Annotated in this window: 27 protein-coding genes; 4 read left to right on the top strand and 23 right to left on the bottom strand. The window is 69.9% G+C overall.

What is annotated here, in order from left to right; translation table 11 throughout:
• Positions 1-24 precede the first annotated feature (24 nt).
• The 13 genes from HC028_RS08730 to HC028_RS08670 form a co-directional block, all read right to left on the bottom strand.
• Positions 25-909, bottom strand: a complete 885-nt coding sequence (locus HC028_RS08730; protein WP_168074983.1) for a DUF5926 family protein — start codon at positions 907-909, stop codon at positions 25-27.
• A gap of 72 nt (positions 910-981) precedes the next feature.
• Entirely contained in the window at positions 982-1,389 is a 408-nt protein-coding gene (locus HC028_RS08725; protein ID WP_168074981.1) for an ATP-binding protein, read from the bottom strand.
• A gap of 34 nt (positions 1,390-1,423) precedes the next feature.
• Entirely contained in the window at positions 1,424-2,683 is a 1,260-nt protein-coding gene (locus HC028_RS08720) for a sensor histidine kinase (protein ID WP_168074979.1), read from the bottom strand.
• A 22-nt stretch (positions 2,684-2,705) separates the two neighbouring features.
• Positions 2,706-3,554 (bottom strand): glycerophosphodiester phosphodiesterase, encoded by an 849-nt coding sequence (locus HC028_RS08715; protein WP_239075247.1) that lies wholly within the window; start codon positions 3,552-3,554, stop codon positions 2,706-2,708.
• Positions 3,555-3,893 (bottom strand): rhodanese-like domain-containing protein, encoded by a 339-nt coding sequence (locus HC028_RS08710; RefSeq protein WP_168074977.1) that lies wholly within the window; start codon positions 3,891-3,893, stop codon positions 3,555-3,557. It lies immediately after the preceding gene.
• Positions 3,894-3,959: 66 nt separating this feature from the next.
• Entirely contained in the window at positions 3,960-4,988 is a 1,029-nt protein-coding gene (locus HC028_RS08705) for an LCP family protein (protein WP_168074975.1), read from the bottom strand.
• A 313-nt stretch (positions 4,989-5,301) separates the two neighbouring features.
• On the bottom strand, positions 5,302-6,522 hold the full coding sequence (locus HC028_RS08700) for an LCP family protein (protein WP_168074974.1): 1,221 nt from the start codon (positions 6,520-6,522) through the stop codon (positions 5,302-5,304).
• A gap of 69 nt (positions 6,523-6,591) precedes the next feature.
• Positions 6,592-7,566 (bottom strand): UDP-glucuronic acid decarboxylase family protein, encoded by a 975-nt coding sequence (locus HC028_RS08695; protein ID WP_168074973.1) that lies wholly within the window; start codon positions 7,564-7,566, stop codon positions 6,592-6,594.
• 85 nt (positions 7,567-7,651) lie between these two features.
• Complete coding sequence (locus HC028_RS08690; protein ID WP_168074972.1) at positions 7,652-9,328, bottom strand: solute symporter family protein; 1,677 nt, start codon at positions 9,326-9,328, stop codon at positions 7,652-7,654.
• Positions 9,325-9,714 (bottom strand): DUF485 domain-containing protein, encoded by a 390-nt coding sequence (locus HC028_RS08685; RefSeq protein WP_168074971.1) that lies wholly within the window; start codon positions 9,712-9,714, stop codon positions 9,325-9,327. Before HC028_RS08685 ends, HC028_RS08690 begins: the two co-directional genes overlap by 4 nt.
• A gap of 179 nt (positions 9,715-9,893) precedes the next feature.
• Positions 9,894-10,406, bottom strand: a complete 513-nt coding sequence (locus tag HC028_RS08680) for a flavin reductase family protein (RefSeq protein ID WP_168074970.1) — start codon at positions 10,404-10,406, stop codon at positions 9,894-9,896.
• A 7-nt stretch (positions 10,407-10,413) separates the two neighbouring features.
• Complete coding sequence (locus HC028_RS08675; protein WP_168074969.1) at positions 10,414-12,039, bottom strand: ABC transporter permease; 1,626 nt, start codon at positions 12,037-12,039, stop codon at positions 10,414-10,416.
• Positions 12,030-12,779, bottom strand: a complete 750-nt coding sequence (locus HC028_RS08670) for an ABC transporter ATP-binding protein (RefSeq protein WP_168075180.1) — start codon at positions 12,777-12,779, stop codon at positions 12,030-12,032. The genes HC028_RS08675 and HC028_RS08670 overlap by 10 nt, the downstream gene beginning before the upstream one ends.
• Positions 12,780-12,909: 130 nt before the next feature.
• Here HC028_RS08670 and HC028_RS08665 point away from each other — a divergent pair, with 130 nt between their 5' ends.
• Positions 12,910-13,461: a Uma2 family endonuclease gene (locus tag HC028_RS08665; RefSeq protein ID WP_239075266.1), complete on the top strand. Its 552-nt coding sequence runs from the start codon at positions 12,910-12,912 to the stop codon at positions 13,459-13,461.
• Positions 13,462-13,606: 145 nt separating this feature from the next.
• On the opposite strand, the gene HC028_RS28680 is transcribed toward HC028_RS08665, so the two are convergent.
• Positions 13,607-14,047, bottom strand: coding sequence for a DUF6941 family protein (locus HC028_RS28680; RefSeq protein WP_373313798.1), 441 nt, complete (start codon positions 14,045-14,047; stop codon positions 13,607-13,609).
• Positions 14,047-14,247 (bottom strand): hypothetical protein, encoded by a 201-nt coding sequence (locus HC028_RS08655; protein ID WP_168074279.1) that lies wholly within the window; start codon positions 14,245-14,247, stop codon positions 14,047-14,049. The genes HC028_RS28680 and HC028_RS08655 overlap by 1 nt, the downstream gene beginning before the upstream one ends.
• Positions 14,248-14,783: 536 nt before the next feature.
• Between HC028_RS08655 and HC028_RS08650 the strand changes: the two genes are divergently transcribed.
• A complete protein-coding gene (locus tag HC028_RS08650) occupies positions 14,784-15,260 on the top strand; it encodes an OsmC family protein (RefSeq protein WP_168074964.1) in 477 nt (158 codons plus the stop codon).
• Between the two features lie 78 nt (positions 15,261-15,338).
• On the opposite strand, the gene HC028_RS08645 is transcribed toward HC028_RS08650, so the two are convergent.
• The 5 genes from HC028_RS08645 to HC028_RS08625 all read right to left on the bottom strand — a co-directional run bounded on the left by HC028_RS08645 (position 15,339) and on the right by HC028_RS08625 (position 20,656).
• The gene (locus HC028_RS08645) at positions 15,339-17,039 is read right to left on the bottom strand and encodes a sodium/solute symporter (RefSeq protein WP_168074962.1); all 1,701 of its coding nucleotides are present in this window, start codon (positions 17,037-17,039) and stop codon (positions 15,339-15,341) included.
• Complete coding sequence (locus tag HC028_RS08640) at positions 17,036-17,422, bottom strand: hypothetical protein (RefSeq protein ID WP_168074960.1); 387 nt, start codon at positions 17,420-17,422, stop codon at positions 17,036-17,038. The genes HC028_RS08645 and HC028_RS08640 overlap by 4 nt, the downstream gene beginning before the upstream one ends.
• 85 nt (positions 17,423-17,507) lie before the next feature.
• Positions 17,508-18,893, bottom strand: coding sequence for a DUF4153 domain-containing protein (locus tag HC028_RS08635; protein WP_168074958.1), 1,386 nt, complete (start codon positions 18,891-18,893; stop codon positions 17,508-17,510).
• Between the two features lie 78 nt (positions 18,894-18,971).
• Positions 18,972-19,982: a HAMP domain-containing sensor histidine kinase gene (locus tag HC028_RS08630; RefSeq protein WP_168074956.1), complete on the bottom strand. Its 1,011-nt coding sequence runs from the start codon at positions 19,980-19,982 to the stop codon at positions 18,972-18,974.
• Positions 19,979-20,656, bottom strand: coding sequence for a response regulator transcription factor (locus tag HC028_RS08625; protein ID WP_168074954.1), 678 nt, complete (start codon positions 20,654-20,656; stop codon positions 19,979-19,981). The genes HC028_RS08630 and HC028_RS08625 overlap by 4 nt, the downstream gene beginning before the upstream one ends.
• A 119-nt stretch (positions 20,657-20,775) precedes the next feature.
• Between HC028_RS08625 and HC028_RS08620 the strand changes: the two genes are divergently transcribed.
• A complete protein-coding gene (locus tag HC028_RS08620; protein ID WP_168074952.1) occupies positions 20,776-21,384 on the top strand; it encodes a dTMP kinase in 609 nt (202 codons plus the stop codon).
• A gap of 53 nt (positions 21,385-21,437) precedes the next feature.
• The gene (locus HC028_RS08615) at positions 21,438-22,268 is read left to right on the top strand and encodes a DUF4097 family beta strand repeat-containing protein (RefSeq protein ID WP_168074950.1); all 831 of its coding nucleotides are present in this window, start codon (positions 21,438-21,440) and stop codon (positions 22,266-22,268) included.
• A gap of 12 nt (positions 22,269-22,280) precedes the next feature.
• Here the strand turns inward: HC028_RS08615 and HC028_RS08610 are convergent, their stop codons facing one another.
• The 3 genes from HC028_RS08610 to HC028_RS08600 are packed head-to-tail and all read right to left on the bottom strand — an operon-like array spanning position 22,281 to position 25,816.
• Positions 22,281-23,066 carry a LytR/AlgR family response regulator transcription factor gene (locus HC028_RS08610; protein ID WP_168074948.1) on the bottom strand — a complete coding sequence of 262 codons (786 nt, stop codon included), beginning with the start codon at positions 23,064-23,066 and terminating at the stop codon, positions 22,281-22,283.
• Entirely contained in the window at positions 23,063-24,280 is a 1,218-nt protein-coding gene (locus HC028_RS08605; protein ID WP_168075178.1) for a sensor histidine kinase, read from the bottom strand. The genes HC028_RS08610 and HC028_RS08605 overlap by 4 nt, the downstream gene beginning before the upstream one ends.
• Positions 24,281-24,322: 42 nt before the next feature.
• The gene (locus HC028_RS08600; RefSeq protein ID WP_239075249.1) at positions 24,323-25,816 is read right to left on the bottom strand and encodes a sugar transferase; all 1,494 of its coding nucleotides are present in this window, start codon (positions 25,814-25,816) and stop codon (positions 24,323-24,325) included.
• Between the last annotated feature and the right edge of the window lie 170 nt (positions 25,817-25,986).

Here is a 25,986-nt window from a genome sequence, read left to right as displayed (position 1 = left end):
ACGCTCAAGATCCGTGCCGATGCTCTAGCGGATCGTGAGCTGGCGGCCCAGCAGGCCCTGCCGCGACCGGCGCTCCGCGGCGGTCAACGGCTCGGACACCGTCAACGCCTCGGCGTACCGTTTGGCGAACTCCGCCACCGGCCCCTCCCACTCACCGGCCGCCGGCTCGCGGGGCACGTCCCACACGGGTACGAGCAGGCCGTGCGCGCGGAACATGCCGGCGAACTTGGTGCCGTCGGCGAGCAGCAGACCACCGGCTGCGGACAGCCGGGCGAGAGCGTCCAGCGCCGCGTCCTCGTCCTCGGGCAGCACCCAGCGCACGTGCGCCCGGTCCGGCACCTGGCACCAGTACGCCGCGGGCGCGGCCGCCAGCCTGGCCGTGGGGTAGATAGCGGCGTTGGCCCGCTCCAGGGACGCCCTGACGTTCGGATCCTCGGTCGCCTCGGGGTCCAGCCAGAACTCGTACGTGTCGTGGAGGGTGATCTCAAGCGGGCCGTCGACGAGGACGTCCTGCAGGCGGGGGCCCTCGCCGGGGAGCGCCGGAACGCTGACGGCGTTGCCGGGCTCGGTCTCCAGCGCCCGCAGCACCGCGACCGCGAGGTCGCGCGAGACGTCACCGGACTGGGTGTTGCGCTGCAGACCGAGGAAGATCCGGCCGTCCGGCTTCGTCATGGCCGGCCAGGCCATCGGCAGCACGGTGGCCAGGGTGATCTGCCGGTCGCCGTACTGCGCCACCAGGTCGGGCGCGAGCCGGAGCGGAGCGGTGGCGGCTGGGACCAGCTCCCGAAGGGCGATCCACTCGGCCTCATCGGTCATGCCGGCGAACGGACGGGGGACGAAGATGTCGCGCACCTTCTGACGCTTCGGGGCGTCGGTGCCGGTACGCGAGTTCTTGGCGCGCTTGCTCACGGCGATCCAGCCTAGGCCCTACCGCCCGCTCCGCGTGCGCCTACGCCTCGTTCACGCGGGCATTCTCGCCTTTCACGCGGGCATTCTCGCCCAGACGCACTGCCCCAGCCCGTCCCGGTCGACTCCCCACGCTTGCGTGAGCGCGGCGACGATCGCCAGCCCGCGCCCGTCGGGGGACTCGGATCCGACCTGACGCACGGTCGGTGAGGTGGCCGCGCCGCCGTCGGTCACCCGGATCTCGATGCCGCCCGCGACCAGTCGCCACGCGACGCGGACGACTCCACCGGGCAACGGCGAGGCGTGGCGTACGGAGTTGCCGACCAGCTCGGCCGTGATCGTGACCGCGTCGGCGAGCGTCATCGCCGGGATCAGGCCGGTGAGGCTCGCGGCAAGGCGGTGACGCGCCCGGCGGGCTCCCTCGGGGTGGTGCGGGACGACTACGCACCATATGCGCTCCGCTGTCGCGGCCTGCGTGTTCATACCGGCGCCTCGCTTCGCCACATCGTCCGCTCGTTCACTGCAGCCCGGAACCCGAGTCGGCTCGGGGAAGCCGCACCTCGGCGAGGGCACCGCCGCCCTCGCGCGGGCGCAAGCTGACCCAGCCCTTCTGTCGCTCGACGATCTTTCTGACCAGGTACAGGCCGAGTCCGACTCCGCCGTACTGTCGCTGATCGCCCCTCTCCAGTTGCCAGAACCGCTCGAACGCGCGCTCGGTGTGCTCCGGACGGATCCCCAACCCGCGGTCGGAGACCCGGATCCAGACCGTATACGCATCCGATCCGGCAGTCAGCTCCACGTCTACCCAATCCGGGGAGTACTTGCACGCGTTTGTCACCAGTTCCGTGAGGACGGTGGAGAAGCTGGCCCGGTCCCCGCGCACGTTGGGCAGCGATTCGGGGAGGTTGACCCGCAGGCTGCGCCGCAGGTCGGGGTTTAGATCTCCGACCGCGTCCCGCAGCACCCGGGCGGGGTCGAAGGGCACTCCGTGCGAGCCGTCGCTGACTCGGGTGACGTCGCTCGCTGCCTCCAGGAGGCGGTCGATCAGCCGGGCCAGGTCCCGCGCGCGCTGCCAGACGACCCGTACGGCCTCCCGGCGCGCCGGATCGTCGAGCGAATCCCACCGCTCCACCAGCGTGTCCGCGTACCCCTTGATGACCGTGACCGGGGTGCGCAGCTCATGGCTGGTCATCGCGATGAAGAGATCCCGGCCCTGCTCGCGCTCGTGCGTACCCCGTTTTCGCGAGGTCGGCCGGTCCGGATACACCGGGAGCTCGGCGCTGTCGCGGTACAGCCGCGCGGCAGCCGTGGCCAGCAGCCGCATCACGGCGAGCTGGTACGCGTCGGCCTGGCCGTCCTCGTCCGGGAAGCACGCGTGCAGCGACCCGACCAGCGAGCCCCCCAGCGAACCGACGGCGCTGAGGATCCGATGGATGCCACGGCCGCGCGCGTGGTTGGCCTCGTGCGGTGGCAGCTGATCCACCCGCGTCTGCTGGCCGCGCAGCGCGGCCAGCATCTTCGCGGCCTCCGGTTCGGTGACCTCGACCGGCCACCCGAGCGCCCAGGCCATCGAACTGGTCGTGGCGACAAGATGGCCACCGGACGGGGTGTACTCGACGAAGGCGGCGCCGATCGCGCCGGTCGCCTCGGCCGCCAGTTCGACGATGCGCTGGAGCCCGGGCAGGCCACAGTCACTGGAGTTGACGAACTCGATCAGACCGGTCAGCCGGTCGAGCAGCTCGACCTGTTCAAGCGGAGCAGCGGCAGAAGCGGCCATGTTGCAGAGTGTGCACGTTCGCTCAGGAACGCGGTAGGCCGAGCTCGTCCAGCCGCCGCCGCACGAACGCCGGCCGGTCCGTGATGAGGCCCTCGACGCCCAGCTCAACCATCAGGTCGACATCGGCGGCCTCGTTGACGGTCCACACGTACACCTGGTGACCCCGCGCGTGCAGCCGCTGCGCGACCTCGGGGTGCGCCCGCAGCAGGCGGACGCCCGGGCCGCCGATCCGGGAGCCGAACGGCAACCGCCCTCCCCGCAGACCCGCTGGCAGCAGATCCAGCAGCATCACCGTCGGCAGCAGGGGCGCGAGGCGTCGGGTACGCCGTACCGCGAGCGCCGAGAACGACATCACGGTCACCTCGACCGGGTGCCCGGCCCGGGGCTCGTGCAGCCCGTGCCGCCGCAGCGACTCGACGAGCATCTCCTCCACCGCCGCCCCGTACCGGGTGGGGTGCTTGGTCTCGATGAGCAGCCGCATCGGCCGGTTGGCGTCGTGGACGGCCCCGAGCAACCGGTCGAGGGTGAGGATGCGGGCGCGTCCGTCGACACTGACGTCGTACATCGGGGCGCCGTCTTCCTCGCCCGGCCCCGGGTGCCACGAACCGAAGTCCAGCTCACCCAGTTCGGCGAGGGTACGGGTACTGACCAGACCGTGGCCGTTGCTCGTGCGCTCGAGCCGCCGGTCGTGTACGCACACCAACTGGCCGTCGCGGGTGAGGCGGACGTCGCACTCCACCCCGTCGGCGCCTTCCTCGATCGCGCGCAGGTAGGCCGTGAGGGTGTGCTCGGGTTCGGCGGCAGACGAGCCGCGGTGAGCGAACACGAGTGGGCGGCCCGGCCGCCGGCTGGGGGGCAAGTCGGCGATCACTCAGGCAACCTGCGGCGCGCCGCCGTCCTCGCTGACCATCGGTCGGCCGGCCTGCGCCCACGCCATCATGCCGCCGGCCAGGTTGCGGACGTTGTCGCGCCCTGTGGCCTGCAGGTACGCGACGACCTGGGCCGATCGCCCGCCCGCCCGGCAGACCACCACCACGTCACCGTCGGCCGGAATCTCGTCCAGCCTGGCCGGCACCGTGTGCATCGGCATGTGGTGAGCATCGGGCGCATGGCCCGCGACCCACTCGTCGTCTTCCCGTACGTCCAACAGGTAAGCCGAGGCCGGCACCTCGCTGGCGCCGACTACGGGGACCTGGTTACGCCCAAACACGCCCGCAAGCTTAAAGCCTGTACCGACCGCCGACAGCCAGCCGGGTAGATCCCGTGCCAGGCCGGCTCACAGTCCGTTGACCCAGGCCGTGTTCTGCCCGGCCCAGATGTCGAGATCGTCGTCGCGGATCGCCTCGTAGAGCTTGGCGGCCTGGTCCTCGTGCGCGACCACGTACGAGATGCCGCCGATGTCCTGCGTGTCAGACGGCAATCTGATCCCGACCAGGTTGGTGGGGCTGACGCCGCGCAGGGCGTACACGAGGTCGGCGAGCGGAACGCCGCCCGTGTCGACGGTCAACGACTGGCCGACCGAGCGGATCAACGAGTCGAGCTTTCGCGGACTGGTCGCCAGGCCCTGCCTGCGGGCCTCGTCGAACATCGCCTTCAACAGTTGTTGCTGATGGCGCTGGCGGCCGTAGTCGCCGTCCGGGAGGCTCTTGCGCTGGCGCGAGTAGTCCAGCGCCTGCCAGGGCGCCAACCGCCGGCACCCCGGCTCGTAGACCTCCGGGGTGCTCGCCGGGTTGCGGTAGTCGCCGTTGTACGGCGGGAGGAACTTGCCGTCCTCGTCGCGGCCGATGTGCTGGGACTCGGTGCGCTCGTCGATGCACATGTCGACGCCGCCGAGCTGCTCGATGACCTTTGTGAAGCCGCCGAAGTCGACCACGGCGGCACCGTCGAACGCGATTCCGGTGAGGTCGAACAAGGTCGTGGAGAGTAGCTGCACCCCGCCTTCGCCGCCGCGGCCGTAGTCGAAGGCCCCATTGATCTTTTCCCGGCTCCCCGGGAACCCCGTCGCCGGGAAGGGCGGGATCTGCACCAACAGGTCTCGGGGGACCGAGATCAGATAGGCCCGGTCCATGGACACGGGAACGTGCACGATGATGATCGTGTCGGAGCGCTGGCCGGCCGTCGGGTCGTCGGCGCGCGCGTCTGAGCCGATGAGCAGGTAGTTCAAGGGGCCGCTGAGCTTCGATCCCGGCTGATCATCGCCGCCGGACCGGGCTTTGGGGGCGATGAGGTTGCCCTTCTTCACCGCCGCGTCGTACCGGTTGGCCAGCACCTTGGTGGTGGTGATGGTGGTGCTCGCGAGGACCACCAGGAGCGCGCCGAAGATGACGAGCAGCCGGGCCCAGAGCGGGTCGCGGCCGAGTGCTGGGTCATGCTTGGCCGGCCGGCCCGCGGAATCGGCCGCCTCCGGATCGGTTTCCGGGCGTGCCGGCTCCCCGGAGGCTCTCTCAGCCTCCGGTTGGCGCTCTTGAGGTGGCGTGGTGGACGTGGCAGCTCCCGGAGCCGATGCAGAGGGGTGGCTAGCAGTTTAAGTCATGATCGCAATGTGCCGATCAACAACTAACCGGCATATCCCCAGGTCAGCCGTTATCGTGGGACTGCCACGCACTCAGTTCGACCGGTCACCCGCCGGGTTTGACGACAGATGGACCGTTCTGCGCAATCCAGTCAGCGACCTTGTCCTGGGCCACCGCGTCGTACAGCGACAGCGCCTTCGCCTTGTCGGAGATGATGACGCTCTCCCCGCGCCTCGTCTCGGAGCCCAGGTTGGGGCTGGTGAGGAACGTCAGGTCCGTGCTGCTCATGTTGCGGAACGCCCAACCGGTACTGGCGAGCGAGAAGCCATTGTCGACCGTCATCGCGTTGGTCACGGCCGACAGGAACGAGTGCAGCTTGAGCGGGTTGCTCAGCGTCCCCGAACTGGTCGCCTTGTCCAGCAGCGCCTTGATGAACTGCTGCTGGTGGCGCATGCGGGCGAAGTCACCCTCGACGAACTGGTAGCGCTGGCGCACGTAGTCCAGCGCCTCGGCGCCGTTGAGGTGCTGCAAGCCCTTCTTGAACTGCCGGTGCGGCGCGTGAATCGACGTGATGTCCTGCTCGATGTTCATGTCGACCCCGCCGAGCGCGTCCGTGACCTGCTGGAAGCCACCGAAGTCGACCAGGACGACGTGGTCGATGTGCACCCCGCTGAAGCCCTCGATGGTCTGCACGGTCAGCGGCACGCCGCCCCAGGCGAACGCCGCGTTGATCTTCTCGTTGGTGTCGCCGAACTCAGGGTTGGTCGGGCTCGTCGGGATGTAGACGTACAGGTCACGCGGGATCGAGATCAGGTACGCCTTCTGGTGGTTGGCGTCGACGTGCATCAGGATCATCGTGTCGGTACGCCACTGCCCCGGCTTGGCCTTGTTGTCCGGGTCCCGCGAGTCGCTGCCCAGCAGCAGGATGTTCTGCGCGCCCGGGACAGCGGCGTCCGGGCGCTTCCCGGCCACCTTGGAGAACGCGTCGGTGCGCTGCAGACCCGAGTCCAGGTTGCGGTAGTACAGGTACGCCCCGCCCGCTCCCAGCCCCGCGACCAGCAGCAGCGCCAGCATGAGTACGAACGCGATCCTCCCCCAGCGCGGCCGGACCCGGCGCTCGTACGGACCGCCACCGGGCCCCTGCGGCGGGCGGCCCGGTCCCTGGGGTAGGACGGGACCCCGCTCGGAGCCCTGTGGCCGGCCGGCACCGTAGGCCACCCCGCGAGGAGGGACCTGGCCTCGTCCGGAGCTGCGGTACGCGGAGGGACTGCCGGGCACCGAGGCCCGCCCGCTCGAATTGTCGCGGCGGTAATTCGGGGAGGACATGGCACCAGACTACGTAGCGGACGCACGCCCACAGCCGCGGTCCATCGAGTGCCCCGAAAAAGAATCCGCTCAGGCTCGGGTGGCGAAGTACTCGATCGTGCGCCGCAGCCCGTCCTCTGGGTCCACGGTCGGCTCGTACCCCAGCAGTGTGCGCGCCAGGGTGAGGTCCGGGCGGCGCTTCTCCGGGTCGTCGGCACCGCGCGGCACGAACGTCACCTGCGACGAGCTACCGGAGAGCCGCACGATCGTCTCGGCCAGTTCCCGCATCGTCATCTCGTGCTCGGTGCCGCAGTTGATCGGCCCGGTCTCACCCGAGTCCAGCAGCGCGACGATGCCCCGGACGAGGTCGTCGACGTAGCAGATGGACCGGGTCTGCTCGCCGGTGCCGTGCACGGTGATCGGCTCACCCCGCAGCGCCTGTGACACGAACGTGGGAATCGCCCGACCGTCGTCGGGGCGCATGCGCGGCCCGTACGTGTTGAAGATCCGAACGATGCCGACGTCGAGGCCGTGGAAGCGGTGGTAGGCCATGGTCGCCGCCTCGGAGAAGCGCTTGGCCTCGTCGTACACGCTGCGGACGCCGACCGGATTGACGTTGCCCCAGTAGGTCTCGGGCTGGGGGTGCACCAGCGGGTCGCCGTACGCCTCGGAGGTGGACGCCATGATGAAGCGGGCCCGGTCGGCGTGCGCCCGGTCGAGCAGTTGCAGCGTTGCGACCGATCCGACGCGCAGGATCTCGAGCGGAAGCTGGGCGAAGTCGGTCGGGCTCGCGGGGGAGGCGAAATGCATGATCGCGTCGAACCGCTTGGCCAGCGCCTCGGTATGTGAGGGCAGCGGCTCGGAGATGTCCGCCTCGATCAACGTGAATCGGGGGTGCTCGGCCAGGTGGGCGACGTTCTCTTTACTTCCAGTGATGAAGTTGTCGACCGCGACGACGGTCGCCCCGCGCGCCAGCAGCGCGTCTACTAAGTGCGACGGGACGAATCCAGCACCACCGGTAACCAAGATCCGATGACCTTCGCCGTACTGTCGCGCATCCAACATGCGCCAGAGCCTACGCCCGAAGGGCTCGCGAGACGCAGAGCGGGACGGGCCGCGCCGGCCCGTCCCGCTGTTATTGCCGTCACTGTCAGTGCGCTCCGGCGCCGGTCAGTGACCGGACCTCCATCTCCGCGTACTTCGCCGCGTCGGCCGGCTCGCGGGACAGGAGGGTCCCCAGCCAACCGCAGAGGAACCCGATCGGAATCGAGATCAGACCGGGGTTGGACAGCGGGAACCACTGCCAGTCGCTGTGCGGGAACATCGCCGTCGGCGAACCGGAGACCACCGGCGAGAAGAACACCAGCACCACGGCGGAGATCAGGCCGCCGTAGATCGCCGCCGTCGCGCCCGCCGTCGTGAACCGCTTCCAGAACAGCGAGTACAGGATCGCCGGCAGGTTGCCCGACGCGGCGACCGCGAACGCCAGCGCCACCAGGAAGGCCACGTTGAGGCTCTGGGCGAAGATCGCCAGCACGATCGAGATCGCCCCGATGACGAACGCCGACACCCGGGCGACCTGCACCTCCTGGCGCTCCGACGTCTGCCCACGCTTCAGGACGTTGGCGTAGAAGTCGTGCGCGAGCGACGACGACGACGCCAGGGTCAGGCCGGCGACGACCGCGAGGATCGTGGCGAACGCGACGGCGGCGATGACCGCGAGCAGGATCGAGCCACCGGTGGAGCCGCCGAGGTACCTCTCGCCCAGGGCCTGGGCAAGCTGCGGCGCCGCGGTGTTGCCCGCCTTGTCCTGGGCGGTGATCGCCTCGCCGCCGACCAGCGCCGCCGCGCCGAACCCGAGCGCGAGGGTCATCAGGTAGAAAGCGCCGATGAGGCCGATCGCCCACAGCACGCTCTTGCGGGCGGCCTTCGCGCTGGGCACGGTGTAGAAGCGGATCAGGATGTGCGGCAGGCCCGCCGTGCCCAGCACCAGCGCGATGCCGAGCGACAGCAGGTCCATCTTGTTGTAGAAGGTCTGGGTGGCGTCACCGGCGACGTCCTTGCCGTACCGGAGACCGGGCTCGAGGAACGCGGCACCCTTGCCGGACTTCGTGGCCGCCTCGCCGAGCAGGCTGGACAGGTTGAACTTGAACGCGGCGAGCACCAGCAGAGTCATCAGCAGCGCGCCGCACATGAGCAGGAACGCCTTGACGATCTGCACGTACGTGGTGCCCTTCATGCCGCCGACCACCACGTACACGATCATCAGCACGCCGACGAAGATGATCGTTGCGATCTTGGCCGTGTCGGGGCTCATGCCGAGAAACGTCTGGCCGGGCTTGATCCCCAGCAGCAGCGCGACCAGCGCGCCGGCACCGACCATCTGAGCCAACAGGTAGAAGATCGACACGGTGATCGTGGAGACCGCGGCGGCGGTGCGGACCGGCCGCTGGCGCAGGCGGAACGCCAGCACGTCGGCCATCGTGTACTTGCCGGAGTTCCGCATCAACTCCGCCACCAGCAGCAGCGCAACCAGCCACGCCACCAGGAAGCCGATGGAGTACAGGAAGCCGTCGTAACCGCTCAGCGCGATGATGCCGGCGATACCGAGGAAGCTCGCCGCGGACATGTAGTCCCCGCCGATCGCCATCCCGTTCTGGAAACCGCTGAACGAGCGGCCGCCGGCGTAGAAGTCGGCGGCGCTGCGGGTCTGACGGCTGGCCCACACCGTGATAGCCAGGGTGATCAGGACGAAGACCACGAAGAGCGAGATCGTGAACGTACGCGTGGTGCTGTGCGCGTCAGCCGCGAGGAGAAGGTGGTTCATGCGTGGTCGCCCTCCACTCGTTCCCGAAGCTGCTCCGCGAGCGGGTCCAGTCGCCGGTCGGCGTACCGGGAGTACAGCCAGGCGATCAGGAACGTGGAGACGAACTGCAGCAGTCCGAACACGAGCGCCACGTTGATGTGACCGACGATTTTCACACTCATGAACCCGCGGGCGTAGGCCGACAGGATCACGTACAGCGCGTACCAGACGAAGAACGCCACGGTCATCGGGAAGACGAAGCTCCGCAGAGCCTTGCGGAGGCTGGCGAACTCGGGACTCTGCTCGACCGCGAGGTACGCGCCGGAGTCCGGAGCCGCCCGCCCCGACGGGTCCTCAGCCGGCGATGCCGGCGAGGTGCCCGGAGGTACCGGAGTCTCGGTGCTCATAAACGGGGTCACCACCTGTCATAGGGCTGGGAGGTGGCCGGCGCCTGGCCGACGTCGACCTCTGCCCGGACGGTAGGAAGTGGGCCAGGCGCGGTGAAGAGACCGGCCCGTAGACGGCGCGCCCCTGCGCCGAACGGCACCCCCGGTGCGCCGAGTGACCGGGGCCACCCCGCTCGTCGTCAGCCCAATTCTCGGTAGCGACCTCGGTAATGAACCAGCGGCGGTTCCGGATCGCCCAGTTCGATGGTCTCGATGGTCGCCTCGACCAGAAGCCCCCAGCCCACCGGCCGCGCGCCGACGAGCCGGCACCCGGCCCAACTCGACCGGTCGGCCGGCACCGGCCCGTACTCGGTCTCGTGCCAACCGCCGCCGGCTCCGCCGGCGAACAGGCCGCCCGGCGCCGGCATCAGGCCGGCGAACCGGTCGGCGAGCTGGCGATCCTCCGAGGTCAGCGCGGTGACCGCGAATCGGCCGGCATTCTCGATCGCCGCCCAGAGGTCGGACTCCTCGTCCAGTACGCCGAGCAGCTGGCCCGGGTCGCCGTCGACCACCATCGTGGAGGAGACGGTGAGGCCTGCCGGCCCCGGTGCCGTCCAGAGCGTGACCGCCGTCGGCAGCCGCCCGCGCAGCCGGCGTACGGGCGAGCGCAGGTGATCAGGGGTCGCGAACGGGTCGGACGGCGAGATGGTCATGATCGGCCTATCGACGCGGAGTGACGGCGGCCAGGATCTCCGGGCCCCGCCGATCGAGGATGCCACCGGCGAGGTACGTGCCGAGCAACAGCCCCACCCCGCCCCACCCGACCCCGGCGGCGAGCACCACCAGACCGGCGACCAGGCCGTGCGTGATCAACGCGAACACCAGCAGCGGAGCCAGCAGCACCAGCGCGGCGAACGACCCGACCACGGCGAGCAGGCCGCGCAGCCCGCCCGTGCCGCCGCTCACCGCGAACGGGTTGGTCGACTCGGGGAAGGCGTATGGGACCAGTACCGACAACAGGGCCGACGTGCCAGCCGCGATGCCCAGCCCGGCCGCGACGACGCCCAGGGCGGCGAGCACCTGCGACTGCGCCTGGGTCAGCACGGCAACGGCGACGGTGACCAGTACGAGAATCGGCGCCATCAGCAGCGCCAGCGCACATGCGCGGGCGCGTAGCTCGACCCGGCCAGGCACGCCGACCAGCAGGTGCAGCGCGTACGCCGAACCGTCCGTGCCGAACTGGTTACTCAGGACCAGCGCGGCCAGCAGCGCGCTGAACGCCACGGCGACGGGCAGCGGCATCCTGCTCTGGTCGACCCGCACACTCGCGCGCATGACCATCGGCAGCACCACGCCGGCGATCATCAGGGAGACGAGGCTGGCGCGCCGGCGCGGGTCGCGCCACCAGTACCGCCACTCCCGCGCCACCAATCCGCTGAACCGGCCCGGGCGCAGCACCCGCAGCGCCGCCGGGAACAGGGCCGCCACAGCCTTTTTGTCACTGGCTGAGCTCGACGAACGTGCGCCGGAGGCCGTGCCGATCGTGGCCGATTCGAGCGTGCTCCACCACCACGCGACCAGCGCGGCCACCGCCGCGGCGGCGATGGCCAGGCGCACGAGCGCGCTGAGGAGGCGGCCTTCGGCCACGTCGACGTAGGCGGCGTACGGCGCGGCGAGCGGTGTCCACGCGAGCACCCGGGCGATCTGGCCCGCCCGGTCCAGGTCGCTGTGGGCGATCAACGACGACACCGCCAACTGGAGCGGGGCGACCGACGACGCGAGCACCGCGATCAGGATGGCGGCCAGATCGCGTACCCGCCGCGACCGCAGCATCGACGCGAACGCGCTGGTCAGGGCGCGACTGCCCACCACGCAGGTCAAAATTCCGAGGACCGCGCCGACGCCGGCCACCACGGCCGCGGCGGCGCCGTCGCGTACCGCCGCACCGAGCACCAACCCGAGCAGCGCCACCACGGTCGCGAGCGCCGGGACGCTGACGAACGCCGCCGCGAGCATGCCGCGCAGGAGAGTCCGGCGCGGCACCGGCAGCAGCGCGAACCGGGCCGGGTCGATCGTCTCGTCGACGCCGAAGAACAGCAGCGGAAGGAGCAGCCAGGCGAGCGTCAACCCAGCGCCCGCGAACGTGACGATGACCAGACCCGCGTCGCCGCCGGCCACCCCCGCACCGGTGAACAGCGCGAAGCCGCCGAGCGCGGCCCACAGCCCGGCGAAGATACCGAAGATGAACAGCACGATCCGCCAGGCCTGACCGCGCAGGCCGTTCCGCGTCAGCCGCAGCTTCAGCCGTACAAAGTGGATTGCTTTTGCCTGTTGCTCTACAGCCACGACAGTTCCGCTCCGGTCGCGACCCGGCCGCCCACGACGCTGACGAAGACGTCCTCAAGGCGGCGGCCCTGGCGCACCTCATCGAGGCTGCCCACGGCTCTGATCTGGCCGCCGGCGAGGATCGCGACGTGAGTGCACAACCGCTCCACGACCTCCATCACGTGACTGGACAAGATCACTGTGCCGCCGCCGGCCACGTACCGGTGCAGGATGTCCCGGATGAGCGCCGCGGAGACCGGGTCCACCGCCTCGAACGGCTCGTCGAGTACGAGCAGCCGCGGTGCGTGCAGCAGCGCGCAGGCCAGCCCGATCTTCTTCTTCATGCCGGCCGAGTAGTCGACGACGAGGGTGCGACCGGCATCGGACAGGCCGAGGACGTCGAGCAGTTCGGCCGCGCGCGCGTCGACCACGCTCGGGTCCATGCCGCGCAGCAGGCCCACGTACGCCAGGAGTTCGCTGCCGGACAGGCGATCGAACATGCGTACCGAGTCGGGCAGGGCGCCGAGTAGCCGCTTGGCGGCCACCGGATCGGACCACACGTCGTGGCCGAGCACCGCCACCGCTCCGGCGTCCGGGCGCAGCAGCCCGACCGCCATGGACAGGGTGGTGGTCTTGCCAGCGCCGTTGGGGCCCAGCAGGCCGTAGAAAGATCCGACCGGTACGTCGAGGTCGACGCCGCCGACAGCGGTGAGGCCGTCGAACTGCTTGACCAGCCCCCGCAGGACGAGCGCACTATCCATCACGGGATGACGGTATCCCGGTCGTGCTCAGCGCGTTGTCAATAGCCGAATGGCGACTGTGGAGAAGTAAAGTGGCCTGTGGACAACCGCTGAAAGTGTCAGCCGCCGCACCAGGATGGGGGTCGTGACGATGACCGAGTCCCTCGTTCCCCCGCGTGCCGGCTGGACGGTCGACGACCTACGCCAGCTCCCCGACACGGGCGTGCGTTACGAGCTGTTCGACGGGAGTCTCCTGGTGAGCCCACCGCCCGCCCTCCCCCACCTCCGCGCCGTCACCCTGCTGCGCGACCTTCTCCTCCGCCGGGCGCCCGCGGGCATCAAGATCGTGGAGAACGCCGGGGTGACCATCCACGGCCGCCGCACCTTCTTCATCCCCGACCTCTGCGTGATCCGCACGGCTGTTCTGGACAAGGAAGGCGACAGCCTTGACCAGGACGACGTGCTGCTCGCCGTCGAGGTGTTGTCGCCGTCCAACCCCGGCAACGACCTGGTGCTCAAGCGGCACTACTACGCAGCTGGTGGAATTCCGCAGTACTGGATCGTCGACCCCAAGGCTCGTCGACTGACGGTGCTCACGCTCGACGGTGACGCGTATGTCGATCGGGCGGCCGTGGAGCCGGGGCGGGTGTGGCAGTCCGAGGAGCCGTTTCCGCTGTCGGTCGACCCGGCCGACTTCCTTTAACGACCGGCGAAGCTCTTCTTCTGAAGCACGCCCTGGTCAACGACGTGTGCCAACTGTCTGTACATATGACAAGGCCCCGGGGTTTCCTAAGCGTCCAGGAGTACGACACCAGGCCGAGCCTTACCAAGGTCCTTCGTAATACGGATCAGAAGGCAGGCCGGCCGCCGGTCGGCATGACCGTGAACGGAGCCGTGTACTCCTGTTCCGCAAAGGATAGGCGCCACTCGTATCGACCGGGTTGGAGCGGCAGCGGAGGGATGTTCAGAGCGAACGAGGCATCGAGCATGCTGCCATGGGCGAGACCCGGCGGTCTGCCAACCTCAATCTGCGCTTCCGTAGCGATGGTCGCAGCCTGGCCGTCAGGCGCGGAAATGCTCACCGGCTTACCGTCTGAGTCGAGCAACTGCAACTTCAGAGGTAGGGGCTGGTTCGCGCGATCCCATGGCACCTTCATAAGCACGGCTACAGCGTGGGGAGCTGTCGGAGATGTTGTGAAGGACCACCCTGCGCCCAGCATGTGGACCTTGCCTGACTCCGCCTGTGCGGCATCACACAAGATCAACTGAGCCTCGACCGGAGAAGCCATCAGTTCCCTGAAAGCTGAGGGGTGGTTTTGTTGGAGCTGCAGCTCAGGATCCTGCCAAGGCTGGCTAGGCCAGGAAGCTTCAGATACTCCGTCTTTGCCCAGGTAACAGGGGAAGTGACGCCCTTCTCGCCCTGCTCGAATGCCCTCAAGATCTCTTCGACCGGCTCGTCTGGCTCATAGAAGTCGTCCATGCGGCCCATGGGGTCATCATGCCCTTCCGTGTTTCGGTCCGCTAGCCCTCAACAAAGTACGCGCTCCCCAGGTTCCAGACGTCTCCGATTTGATCATCGGCGGGGTAGAGCACCACCAGCGCCCGACGGCCTCGAATCCGCGCCTCTACGATCGCGCGATATCCCCTTTCAGGATGCTCATCCCATACGAACCTTAAGCCGGGTACGCACACAACCGCAGCTCTGACCTCATCGGCGCTCAGCCCATGCTTCTGAGAAATCTTGTGCAAGGTGCGCGAACTGATACGCAGTACGGCTATCCAGATTCTTTGCTGTACCACGCTCACCGCCAGCGGTCGGTCGACCCACAGAGGCTAGGAGGAGCGACGGTGAAAAGTACAGCCCCATGAATGTCGACCACCTGACTGCCGCTCGGCAATTGAACTCAAAATCAACTCCAGCGGGCAGGTCAACGACCTAAGCTCCGACCAGGTCAACCACCAGCGCATAAGGTGCTATCAAGCCAATAACCACCTTCCTGATTGTGCTGAGCGAGGGAGTTGTCGGTGCCGAAGACACACACGTACGACCTGACGCTGACCTGGACCGGCAACCAGGGCACCGGCACATCGAGCTACCGCTCCTACAGCCGGGCCCACGAGGTCGACGCAGCCGGAAGGCCACCGCTGCCAGGCTCATCCGATCCGTTCTTCCGTGGCGACGCGGACCGATGGAACCCCGAACAGTTGCTCGTCGCAGCCCTGTCGCAGTGCCACATGCTGGCGTACCTGCATCTGTGCGCCGTGGCCGGAATCGTGGTCACTGAGTATGTCGACAACCCGCGCGGCATCATGGCCCAGACCGACGACGGTGGCGGTCACTTCACCGAGGTGGTGCTGCGGCCGCAGGTCACCGTGGCGTCACCGGACATGGCCGAACGGGCGACGGCGCTCCACGCGGACGCCAACAAGGTCTGCTTCATCGCCAACTCGGTCAACTTCCCGGTACGCCACGAGCCGGTGGTCCTCGTCGAGAGCAGGTAGGCGGGCCGCTGTTGCAGCGCCAACTCGCCGGCGGGATACAGCGATGCGCACCGTTCTTGCGAACGAGCCGTGGCGGCACTACAGCCGTAGCGCATCCGGGGCGTGTAACCGCAGCATCGTCGCGCCAACGTTCCGGGGCACCCGGTGACGAGTCGCCAGCGACACCACCACCATCACCGCGAACGCGAGCGGCACCGTCCACGCCGCCGGCTGCGCGAGCAGCGCGGCAACCCATCCATCGTCGGCGGGCCGGGACAGCACCGTGAACAGCACCGAGCCGACCGCCGCGCCGCCGCCGACCACGATGCCGACTGCCGCCCCGGCCGCAGTGAGTCCCCGCCACCAGATGCCGAGCACGAGCAACGGGCAGAAGCTCGACGCCGCCACGGCGAACGCCAAACCCACCACCTGCGACACGTCCAGACCCGACACCCGGAGCGCCAGCACCAGGGGCACCAGTCCGGCGACGATCGCCGCCTTCCGGAAGTCCCGTACCGAGCCGTGGCCGAGCACATCGGTCGACAGCACTCCGGCGACCGAGGTAAGCAGCCCCGAGGACGTGGACAGGAAAGCGGCGAACGCCCCGGCCGCCACCAGTGCGCCCAGCAGTTGCCCGAGGACACCCGATCCGAGCGCGGCCGACGGCAGGAGCAGGACGACCGCGTCGCTCTCCCCGGTCATCAGCAATTGCGGCACGTAGACCCGGCCGAGCACGCCGTAGAGGGTCGGCAACAGATAGAACAGACCGACCAGCGCGAGCACCACCAGCGTCGTGCGGCGGGCGGCGGCGCCGTCGCGGTTGGTGTAGAAGCGCACGAGTACGTGCGGGAGCCCCATCGTGCCGAGGAACGTTGCCAGGATCAGCGAGTACGTCGCGAACAGGCCGTGACCGCCCTCGCCACCCGGTAGCAGCCAGGCCCGCCCCGACGAGCTGGACACGCCGCTGACCTTCGGCACCGCCGCGCCTTGCGGGAAGCGCAGCGCGCTCCCGGCGCCGACGGTGTGCTCACCAGCGAGGACGTCAACCGTCCCGTCGACACGCGCCCCATCGATCTCACCGCGTACCTGAAGGGTTGTCTCGCCGGTGAGGGTGAGCACCGCGGCGTGCTCGAGCTCGACGGTGGTCGGGCGGATGAAGGTGGTGGCGTCGGGCGCGAGGGCCGGACGGCCGTCGTGCTGCCACGCCAGAATCAGGAAGAACACGGGTACGGCCAGCGCGGTCAACTTCAGCCAGTACTGGAACGCCTGCACGAAGGTGATCGCGCGCATCCCACCGAGCGCGACGTTGGCGGTGACCACGCCGCCGACCAGGATCGCGCCGAAGGCGTACGGCGCGCCGGTGACGGTCTGCAGCGTCAGACCGGCCCCCTGCAACTGGGGTACGAGGTAGAACCAGCCGATGAACAGCACGAACACGGTCGCCAGCTTGCGCAGCGGCCGGGAGTGCAGGCGCACCTCGCAGAAGTCGGGCAGGGTGAACGCGCCGGACCGGCGCAGCGGCGCCGCCACGAACAACAGCAGGGCGAGGTAGCCGGCGGCGAAGCCGACCGGGTACCACAACACGTCGACGCCGTGCTTGAGCACGAGCCCGGCGACGCCGAGGAAGCTCGCGGCGGACAGGTACTCCCCGCCGATCGCCGCGGCGTTCCAGGTCGGACTCACCATCCGGGAAGCGACGAGAAAGTCCGACGTTGTCCGAGCCAGGCGCAGCCCGTACGCGCCGATGCCGACCGTCGCGAGGGTGACGGCGACGACCGCGGGCAGGGCGTACGGGTTCACTTCTCGGGCCGTTCGACCAGCTCGGTGAAGTCGCGTTCGGTGCGCTCGGCGAGGTGCACGTACGCCCAGCCGACGACGACCAGGAACGGGTACGCGACGACCCCGAGCAGCAGCCACGGCAGCGCGATGCCGAACGGGCGGGCCCGGGCCACCGCCGGCGCGACCGCGAACAGCAGCGGTAACGCGCCGAGCCCGACCGCCACGACGGCGGCGAGGCGCAGCGCCAGGGCGAGCTGGGTACGGACCAGCCCGCGGACCAGCGCCTCCCCGATCTGGCTCTGCTCCTCCAACTCCACCCGCGTGTGCCCGGCCGTCTTCGACCGGGCCACCTCGGCCAGCACGACGCGGACCCGGGGGGAGGGATCCGTCGGTGTGGTCGCCATTCCGGGGAGTCTGCCCCACCCTCCCGTGATCCTGAAGAGTTCGGTGGTCAGAGCGCCACAAACTCTTCAGGATCAGGGGAGGTGGCTACGGGGAGAGCTTTGCGCGGCTGCGGGCGTAGTTGTAGCTGTACCAGGGGTCGCGCTCGTCGCGCAGGCTCCACCGGACCACGAGGGCGGCCCGCTCAGCTACCGGCAGCCGGGCCAGCTCGGGTGCCGCGTCCGCCGACAGTTCCGACAGGTACTGCACGTCCACCCGACCGGTGCGCTCGAACCGGTCGACGTTCTGACCGGCGATGAACCGGTCGGGGTCGAGTGCGGCGAACCCGAGCAGCCCGACCACCGCGCTCGCCAGGACGGCCCGGGGCAGCCACGCCGTCCGCCGCCGCACCCCCGCGATCAGCACCAGCACGAACAGCAGACCGAGCCACAGTTCGGCCGCGCTGACGGCCAGCCGTAGCCGGGTGTACCCGTACGCCTCCTCGTACAGTGCCATCCGCTTCAGCGCCGACGCGACGATGACCAGCGTGAGCGCCGAGAGCACGCCGACCAGTACGCGGATGGCCGCCCGGTTCGCCTGGCCGGCGCGGGGCGCGAAGCGCGCCACCACGCCGATGACGGCAAGGGTCAGCGAGGTGACAGCGAGCAACTGCCAGAACCCGCCGCGGGCGTACTGCGCGAAGTCCGGCCCGCCGGGGCGCAGGACGTGGTCGCGGCCGCCGAACAGCACGGTCAGCTGTACCAGCACGAACGCCCCGAACTGCGCGTCGAGCAGGGCGACCGGCAGTGCCCACTCGGCCAGGCGCAGCGGCCTGCCCGGTTCGCCCGGCTCGATGACGGACGGCGGCGCCGCCACCAGGTACGCGATGCCGAGCGCGGCGAGGCCCACGGTGACGAACAGGAACAGCCACCGGGGCGCGCCGCTGGCCTCGACGTCGGGTACAGCCCGGGCGAGCAGCCGCGCGAACGCCTGGTCGGCGCTGGCGAACAGGGCCCCGAACACGACCAGCAGCAGCACGCTCACGAGGGCGGATACGAGCAGGCGGGCCACTGCCTGTGGCCGGCTGCGGGGCGCCAGGGCCCGCACGGCGCGACCGGTCCAGGGCAGCGCCTGGACCACCGCTTCCGGCCAGGTCAGCGCGCCGGCGAGCATGGCCCGCACCGACGCCCCACCGACCAGGGCCTGCAGCGCGCAAACACCCGCCAGCGGTACGCAGAACGCGTACAGCCAGCCGGCCGCGCGGACCGTACCGACGCCGAGCAGCGCGATCCCAGCGGCGGCCCACAGGCAGCGGGTCATGCCGGGCCAGACGTGAAACTGCACGCCCGCGACGGCGAGGAGGGCCACGCCGGTCAGGAGCCAACCCAGGCCGGGTCGGTCGAGGGTCACGGTTCCGGCCCCGAGCACGGCGGCGACGAGGACGGCACCGAGCACCGTGCGCCCGGGCAGCGGGGGTTTCGAGCTGTCTTCCATCCGGCATCACTCCAGTTCTTGGGCAGCATGAAGTGGCGCTTGTCGCCGACGGCGAAGCGCGAGAATTGGATGAGGCTTCTAAGTGGAGGGCAGGCTGACTCTGATGTGGCAGCCGGGTGATCCGCCGGAGTCGACGACGGAGATCGTGCCGTGGTGCAGTTCGACCACCCAGCGGGCGATCGCGAGGCCCAGCCCGGTACCGCCTCCGGTCGACCGCTCACCGCGGGTGAAGCGCTCGAAAACCCGGTGCCGCGCCTCGTGCGGGATCCCCGGCCCCTCGTCGCGCACCTCGATGATCAGCTGGCCGCTGTCGCGGAATCCGCGCACCGTGACCGTGCCGTCCGCCGGGCCATGCCGGACCGCGTTGTCCAGCAGGTTGACCACCACCTGGTGCAGCCGCTCCCGATCGGCGTGGACGCATGTGTCCGCCGGCTCGACCTCGGTACGGAAGACCACCGTCCGGTCCCCGGCCGCCGCCGCGACCTCGGCCTCCGCCACGACGTCGGCGAACAGATCGGCGACCGGGAACTCCTCCAGATCGAGCGCGAGGACGCCCGCGTCGATGCGGGACAGGTCGAGCAGCTCGGTAACCAGCCGGCCCAGCCGCTCGGTCTGAGCCAACGCCGTCCGCAGCGTCGCCGGATCGGGGGTGGCCACGCCGTCGACGACGTTCTCCAGCACGGCCCGCAGCGCCGAGATGGGGGTACGCAGTTCGTGGGACACGTTCGCGATCAGCTCGCGCCGCTGCTGGTCGGCCGAGGCGAGATCCGCTGCCATCTGGTTGAACGCGACCGCCAGCTGCCCGACCTCGTCGCGCGAGGTCGCCCGTACCCGTCGGGTGTAATCCCCGCGCGCCATGGCGCGCGCCGCGGCGGTCATCTCCCGCAGCGGCGCGGTCATCCCGTGGGCCAGCACCTGCGAGGTCACGAGGGCGACGGTGATGGCGGTGACGGCGGTCGCCGGCGGGAGCCATCCGATTCCGTACCAGAACACGCCGATTCCCGCCGCGCCGGCACCCACGAGCGTGACCCCGAGCTTGACCTTGATCGAGCGCAACGGGTCGAGCGGGCGCGGGAGCAGGTCCATCATGCCGGCACCTCCAGGGCGTACCCGACGCCATGCACGGTCCGGATCAGGTCGGCGCCGAGCTTGCGCCGCAGCGCCTTGATGTGACTGTCGACGGTACGGGTACCGGACGCGTCGGCCCAGCCCCACACCTCGGCGAGCAGGCGTTCGCGCGGTAGTACGGTCCGGGGGCGGCTCGCCAGGTGGACCAGCAGGTCGAACTCGATCGGCGTGAGGTGTGCCTCGACGCCGCTCCGCCGTACCCGGCGCTCGGCACGGTTGATCTCCAGGTCCCCGATAATGATCGCCGGGACAGCCGCGCCCGCCAGCTTCTCCATCCGGCGTAGCAGCGCGTGCACGCGCGCCACCAACTCCCGCATCGAGAACGGCTTGGTGAGGTAGTCGTCGGCCCCGACCGCCAGCCCGACCAGCAGGTCCGTCTCGTCGTCGCGGGCGGTGAGCATCAGGACGGGCACCGGCCGGTCGGCCTGGATCCGCCGGCAGACCTCCAGCCCGTCGAAGCCGGGCAGCATCACGTCGAGTACGACCAGGTCAGGGTGGAGCGCCTGGGCCCGGGCGACGGCGGTCGGGCCGTCGTGGGCGAGGTCGACGGTGAAGCCCTCGGCGCGAAGCCGGGCGGCGACCGACTCGGCGATCGTCCGCTCGTCCTCTACGACCAGCACACGGCGTTGGCTCATGACGTCGCACTCTATTGATCTGAAGTGGAGGCGGCCGGCGGCCGGTGTGAAGATTCGGTGGAGGCGGCCGGGGCCAGCGGCACCGCCTACGCTGGCGCGGCTCGGTTACTCTCGGTGGAGTGGCACATCCAGTAATCGTCGCGCTCGTCGGCATCGACGGCTCGGGCAAGACCACGCAAGCCAAGATGCTGGCCGAATGGCTGACGACGTGCGGGGCCACCGCCACCTACTTCGCAAACCCGGGTGGCCGACTGTTCCTGGGCCGCCTCGCGCACCGGCTGGGCCGCGCCGATGCGATCGACCTCCTGGGGCGCCGCGGCTTCACGCTCGTCGAAACGCTCCTGCGCTGGCTGAACATCTGTCGGGCAGTGGTGTGGTCACGCCTGTCGCGGCGGACCGCCGTGATGGACCGGTACTCGTACTGCCAGTACGTCACGATGCGGACCCGCGCCGACCAAGGTGATCGCTTCGCCCGCATTCTGTACTCGGTGTTCCCCCGACCAGATCTGGTGTGTTTCCTCGACGTCGCTCCGGTCGAGGCCCACCGACGGGTGGAACGGCGGGGCACCGACTCCGAATCGCTGTCCTACCTGTCCGATGCCGCCACGGGGTACCGGTCGCTGCCGGAGTTCGAGTCGTTCACCGTGGTCGACGCCAACGGCTCACCCGGCGAGGTACAGGCGACGCTGCGCCAGGTGGTCGGTCACCGGCTGAATGATCAGGGCTAACTCGGGGTGTGTCCCGGATGCCCTTCGGGTCCCCCCGCCCGTACGTTCCAGGCATGCGCAGGATGTTGGTGGGTGGGATCGGCGTTCTGGCCGTGGCGACGCTGGGCGGCTGCAACGTGGGGGCCGCCAGGAACGAGTTCCGTGACGAGCGGACGGTGGAGGGCGCGATCGGCACCGTGGCCATCGCCGGCGGGGCCGGGTCGGTGACGGTTTCCGGCTCGTCCGATGGTTCAATCCGCGTGAAACGGCACATTTTCTACCGGGATAACCGGCCCGGCGCGACGGATTCCGTCAAGGGCGACACCCTGACCCTCAACACGGACTGCGGGCGGGTGTGCTGGGTCGACTACGAGGTGACCGCCCCGCGTGGAATCCGGGTCACCGGGCACAACGGCTCCGGCGACGTGGCGCTGAGCGACGTCGCGTCGGTGTCGCTCGACATCGGCTCCGGCGAGGTCCGCATCCGCCGGGTCGCCGGCGACGTGGCCGTCAGCGCCGGTTCGGGCGACCTCGACCTGTCCGACGTGGCCGGCAGCGTCGCGGGCCGGACCGGCTCGGGGAACGTGCGGGTGGCCGGAGCGGCCGGAGCGACCACCCTCGACACCGGATCCGGCGACATCGACGCCCGCGACCTGCGCGGTCCGCGAACCACGGCGCACACCGGGTCGGGTAACGCGACGCTCGCACTGACGTCGGCGCAGGACGTGAACGCCGAAACGGGCAGCGGCGACGTCCGGATCACCGTGCCGGGCGGGCAGAGCTATCAGGTCGCCGCGACGACGGATTCGGGCGATTCCCACGTACGCGTACCGACCGACCCGGCCGCGAAGAACCGCATCAAGCTCCGTACGGACAGCGGAAACGTCACCGTCGAGCAGCGCTGATCCGGTCGCTGTCTAGCCGCCCCAGTTGTGCTTCGCCGCGCGTACCAGCCGATCTTTGAGCTCCCGGGTGTGCCGGCGGGACACGGGCAGCTCCCGGCCGCTCACCACCACGACGTACCCGCCTCCGGTCAGGCGCAGTTCGGTGATCAGCTTGAGCTGCACCAGGTAGGAGCGGTGCACGCGGACGAACCCGGCGTCCGCCCAGCGCTCGGCCAGGGTCGCCAGCGGCACCCGTACCAGGTGTGACCCGTCGGCGGTGTGCAGGCGCGCGTAGTCGCCCTGCGCCTCGACCCAGCACACCGCGGAGCGGGGCAGCATCCTGGTCGTGCCGGCCAGTTCGACCGGGATGGTCGGGTCGTCGGCCCGTTCCCGCTGCCCGGCGACCGCGGGATGAGCCGCGACGAGCCGCCCGGCGAGGACCCGCCGCAGCGACTCGGCGATACGATCGGCCTGTACCGGTTTGCGGACATAGTCGGTGACACCGAGGTCGAACGCTTCCGCGGCGCGGTCGTCGTACGCGGTGACGAACACGACCGCGGGCGGCTTGGCGAACCGGCCGAGCACCCGGGCCAGTTCCATGCCGTCCAGGCCCGGCATGCGGATGTCGAGAAACACCACGTCGACGTCGGTGTCGCGCAGTACTCGAAGCGCCTCGGTCGCGTCGCCGGCGGTGCTCACCTTGGCGACGCGGGGATCCGCCCGGAGCAGGAAGGCCAGTTCGTCGAGGGCCGGCGGCTCGTCATCGGCGGCGAGCACCCGGAGTTGGGCCGGCGCGACCCGGGGGTAGTCCGCGGTCATGCGGCGCTCCGAGCGCGTACGACCGGATGGAACTTGGGTATCCGCATACTCACCTTCGTTCCCGCGCCCGGCGCGGTCTCGACCACGAGCCCGAACTCGTCACCGAAGACCGACCGCAGCCGCTCGTCCACATTGCTCAGCCCCACGTGCTGGCCCGACTCGTTCGTCTCGTCCTCGGCCGACGCCGGCCCGCCGAGCACCGACGGGTCCATACCCACCCCGTCGTCCTCGACGGTGATGTGGCACTCGGCGCCCGCGTCCCGGGCGATGATGCTGACTGTTCCGACCCCCGGCTTACGGGAAAGCCCGTGCCGGACGGCATTCTCCACCAGCGGCTGCAGGCATAGGAACGGCACGCCGACCGGTAGCACCTCGGGGGCGATCTGCAGCCGTACCTGCAACCGCTCGCCGAAGCGGGCCCGCTCGATCGTCAGGTACCGGTCGATCGAGCGCAGCTCGTCGGCGAGCGTGGTGAACTCGCCGTGCGCGCGGAACGAGTACCGGGTGAACTCGGCGAACTCGAGGATCAGCTCCCGGGCCCGTTCGGGATCGGTACGGACGAACGATGCGATCGCCGTCAGCGCGTTGTAGATGAAGTGCGGGCTGATCTGTGCCCGTAGCGCGCGTATCTCGGCGCGAGCGAGCCGGGCCCGGGACAAGTCCAGTTCGGCGAGGGCGACCTGGGCGGCGACCCAGCGCGCGGTCTCGACGGTCGCCTGTACGAGTCCGGGGGCGACCGGCCGGTCGCTGACAGCGACCAGGGCGCCCTGGATGGCACCACCGCCTCGCTCGACGGGTACGACGACGCCACCACGGACCGAACAGTCAACAAGGTCACAGGAGAGTTCGTCGGCGCCCAGGACCACCGAACGGCCGCTTCCGACGACCTTCGCGGCCGCCGCCGCGAGCTGCGCCCGGTGATGCTCGCCCTCCCCGTCTAGCGCGAGGATCCCGTCGGTCGACGCGATCGCGAAGCCGCTGGCGCCGGTGAGAGCACGCAGGTGGCTTGCTGCCTTGCCGGCCGCCGCCGCGGTGAGCCCGGCCTGGAGCGGCTCGGCGGCGAGCGCCGCGATGTGCAGCACCTCGTACGTGGCGCGCTGGGCGGCCGTGGCGATGCCCGGTCGCGCGCGTAACCGCAGCACCGCCCACACCGCGGCGACGAGCGCGGCGAGGAGTGCGAGGACGGCCAGCGCCGCCGACAGGTTGGCCCACACGCCGTCGATCGTCACCCGCGCGTCAAGATCTCCGCAATGGGTCTAGTACGCACCCTTGCCGCGCAGTACGACACCGATCGTTCGCCACATGGTGTGCAGGTCGAGCATCAGGGACCAGTTGTCCACGTAGTACAGGTCGAGCCGGACGGCGTCGTCCCACGACAGGTCGCTGCGGCCGGACACCTGCCAGAGCCCGGTGATTCCGGGGCGTACGAGCAGCCGCCGGCGTACGTCGCCCAGGAAGTCACCGTCCTCGGCCGGCAGCGGGCGCGGCCCGACCAGCGACATCTCCCCGAGCAGCACGTTGATGAACTGCGGTAGCTCATCAAGGGAGGTGGCGCGGAGGAACTTGCCGACGGGGAAGACGCGCGGATCGTTGCGGATCTTGAACAGCAGCCCGTCGGTCTCGTTCAGGTCCTGTAGCTCCGCGATGCGGTCCTCGGCGTCGGTGTACATGGTCCGGAACTTCCAGACCCGGAAGGTGCGGCCCTCCCGCCCCACCCGAGCCTGCCGGAAGAAGACCGGCCCTGGATCCGACACGCGGATCGCGATCGCGATCACGATGAACAGCGGCAGCAGGAGGACCAGGCCGACGAGCGCGACCAGTCGGTCGATCAGGTTCTTGACCAGCCAGGAGAGGCCCGAGAGCGTCGGCTCTTCGACGTAGAGCAGCGGCAGCCCCTCGACCGGGCGGATGTGCACCCGGGGGCCGGCGATGTCGGTCAACTGCGGCGCCACGACCAGGTCGACGCCGGTGCCCTCCAACTGCCAGGCGAGCCGCCGGAGCTCACCCGGCTCCGCGCTGGCGGAGCCGCAGAAGGCGATCGTGTCGGCACCCAACTCGCGGACCAGCGACACCACGTCCCGACCGGCGAACACCGGAACCGGCGGCTCCTTGCGCCGCGCCGTGTACCCCTCGGTGGCGTGGATGCCGACCGGGACGAGACCGGCCTCCGGGCTGCGGTTGATGGCGGTGAGGACCTCCATCGCCTCGGGCAGGGTGCCGAGCAGCAGCATCCGGTGGGTTGCCAGGCCGTGGCCGCGCGCGAAGTAGAGCAGCTTCCGCGCGCCGTAGCGGACGACGAGGACGTAGACGAGGCCACCGACGAGGGCGACAGCGACCGCCAACCGGGAGAGGTTCGCCTTGAACACGAGGGCGAGGAAGGAAACTACCGCCATCATGGTCCAGGATGCCCGGACCACCCGCTTGAACTCGTCGGTACCGCTGCCCAGGTAGCGCCGGTCGTAGCAGCCGTGTGCCCACAGCACGACCACCCAGCCCAACGGCAGCAGGAGGTATGCGATCAGGTTGAAAAGGCCGAGCTCCCGCTCGAAGCCCGCTCGGGACTGGTCGAGCGACGTGATGGCGGTGAAGCTGGCCAGCGCGACGGCCGCTCCGTCGAGGACAACCAGCAGCGCACTGTAGATCCGGTACCAGGCGGAGCGGCGGCGGGCGCGAAACCATGCCGACCGCGGAACTCCGTTGGGGGCCTGTGGCGCTTCTGGGATGATCTCGAAGCTGTCAAGCTCCTGCACGCTGGTTCTCCGGCTCACTCTGCTCGCCGGACGTTGCGCGCTTGTGGTCACCGCGGCGCCCTCCGGGTCCTCGGCATCCATCGGCCGACGGCAACTGCCCGTCCGATGCTCCTGCCCGCCCGCGCGTTCATCCAACTCCATCACTGAGCGTCGACCCCGCCACTGTGGCG

Origin of the sequence: Planosporangium flavigriseum, assembly GCF_011947225.1 — a bacterium.
GTDB classification, from domain to species: Bacteria; Actinomycetota; Actinomycetes; order Mycobacteriales; family Micromonosporaceae; genus Planosporangium; species Planosporangium flavigriseum.
This window is presented reverse-complemented; position numbering and strand designations above follow the sequence as displayed.

Coding starts and splice junctions, on each gene's coding strand:
- HC028_RS08725 (WP_168074981.1), bottom strand. CDS start 1,389: ATGAACACGCAGGCCGCGACAGCGGAGCGCATATGGTGCGTAGTCGTC.
- HC028_RS08720 (WP_168074979.1), bottom strand. CDS start 2,683: ATGGCCGCTTCTGCCGCTGCTCCGCTTGAACAGGTCGAGCTGCTCGAC.
- HC028_RS08700 (WP_168074974.1), bottom strand. CDS start 6,522: ATGTCCTCCCCGAATTACCGCCGCGACAATTCGAGCGGGCGGGCCTCG.
- HC028_RS08695 (WP_168074973.1), bottom strand. CDS start 7,566: ATGTTGGATGCGCGACAGTACGGCGAAGGTCATCGGATCTTGGTTACC.
- HC028_RS08690 (WP_168074972.1), bottom strand. CDS start 9,328: ATGAACCACCTTCTCCTCGCGGCTGACGCGCACAGCACCACGCGTACG.
- HC028_RS08685 (WP_168074971.1), bottom strand. CDS start 9,714: ATGAGCACCGAGACTCCGGTACCTCCGGGCACCTCGCCGGCATCGCCG.
- HC028_RS08680 (WP_168074970.1), bottom strand. CDS start 10,406: ATGACCATCTCGCCGTCCGACCCGTTCGCGACCCCTGATCACCTGCGC.
- HC028_RS08670 (WP_168075180.1), bottom strand. CDS start 12,779: ATGGATAGTGCGCTCGTCCTGCGGGGGCTGGTCAAGCAGTTCGACGGC.
- HC028_RS08665 (WP_239075266.1), top strand. CDS start 12,910: ATGACCGAGTCCCTCGTTCCCCCGCGTGCCGGCTGGACGGTCGACGAC.
- HC028_RS28680 (WP_373313798.1), bottom strand. CDS start 14,047: ATGGCTTCTCCGGTCGAGGCTCAGTTGATCTTGTGTGATGCCGCACAG.
- HC028_RS08655 (WP_168074279.1), bottom strand. CDS start 14,247: ATGGGCCGCATGGACGACTTCTATGAGCCAGACGAGCCGGTCGAAGAG.
- HC028_RS08640 (WP_168074960.1), bottom strand. CDS start 17,422: ATGGCGACCACACCGACGGATCCCTCCCCCCGGGTCCGCGTCGTGCTG.
- HC028_RS08635 (WP_168074958.1), bottom strand. CDS start 18,893: ATGGAAGACAGCTCGAAACCCCCGCTGCCCGGGCGCACGGTGCTCGGT.
- HC028_RS08630 (WP_168074956.1), bottom strand. CDS start 19,982: ATGATGGACCTGCTCCCGCGCCCGCTCGACCCGTTGCGCTCGATCAAG.
- HC028_RS08625 (WP_168074954.1), bottom strand. CDS start 20,656: ATGAGCCAACGCCGTGTGCTGGTCGTAGAGGACGAGCGGACGATCGCC.
- HC028_RS08615 (WP_168074950.1), top strand. CDS start 21,438: ATGCGCAGGATGTTGGTGGGTGGGATCGGCGTTCTGGCCGTGGCGACG.
- HC028_RS08610 (WP_168074948.1), bottom strand. CDS start 23,066: ATGACCGCGGACTACCCCCGGGTCGCGCCGGCCCAACTCCGGGTGCTC.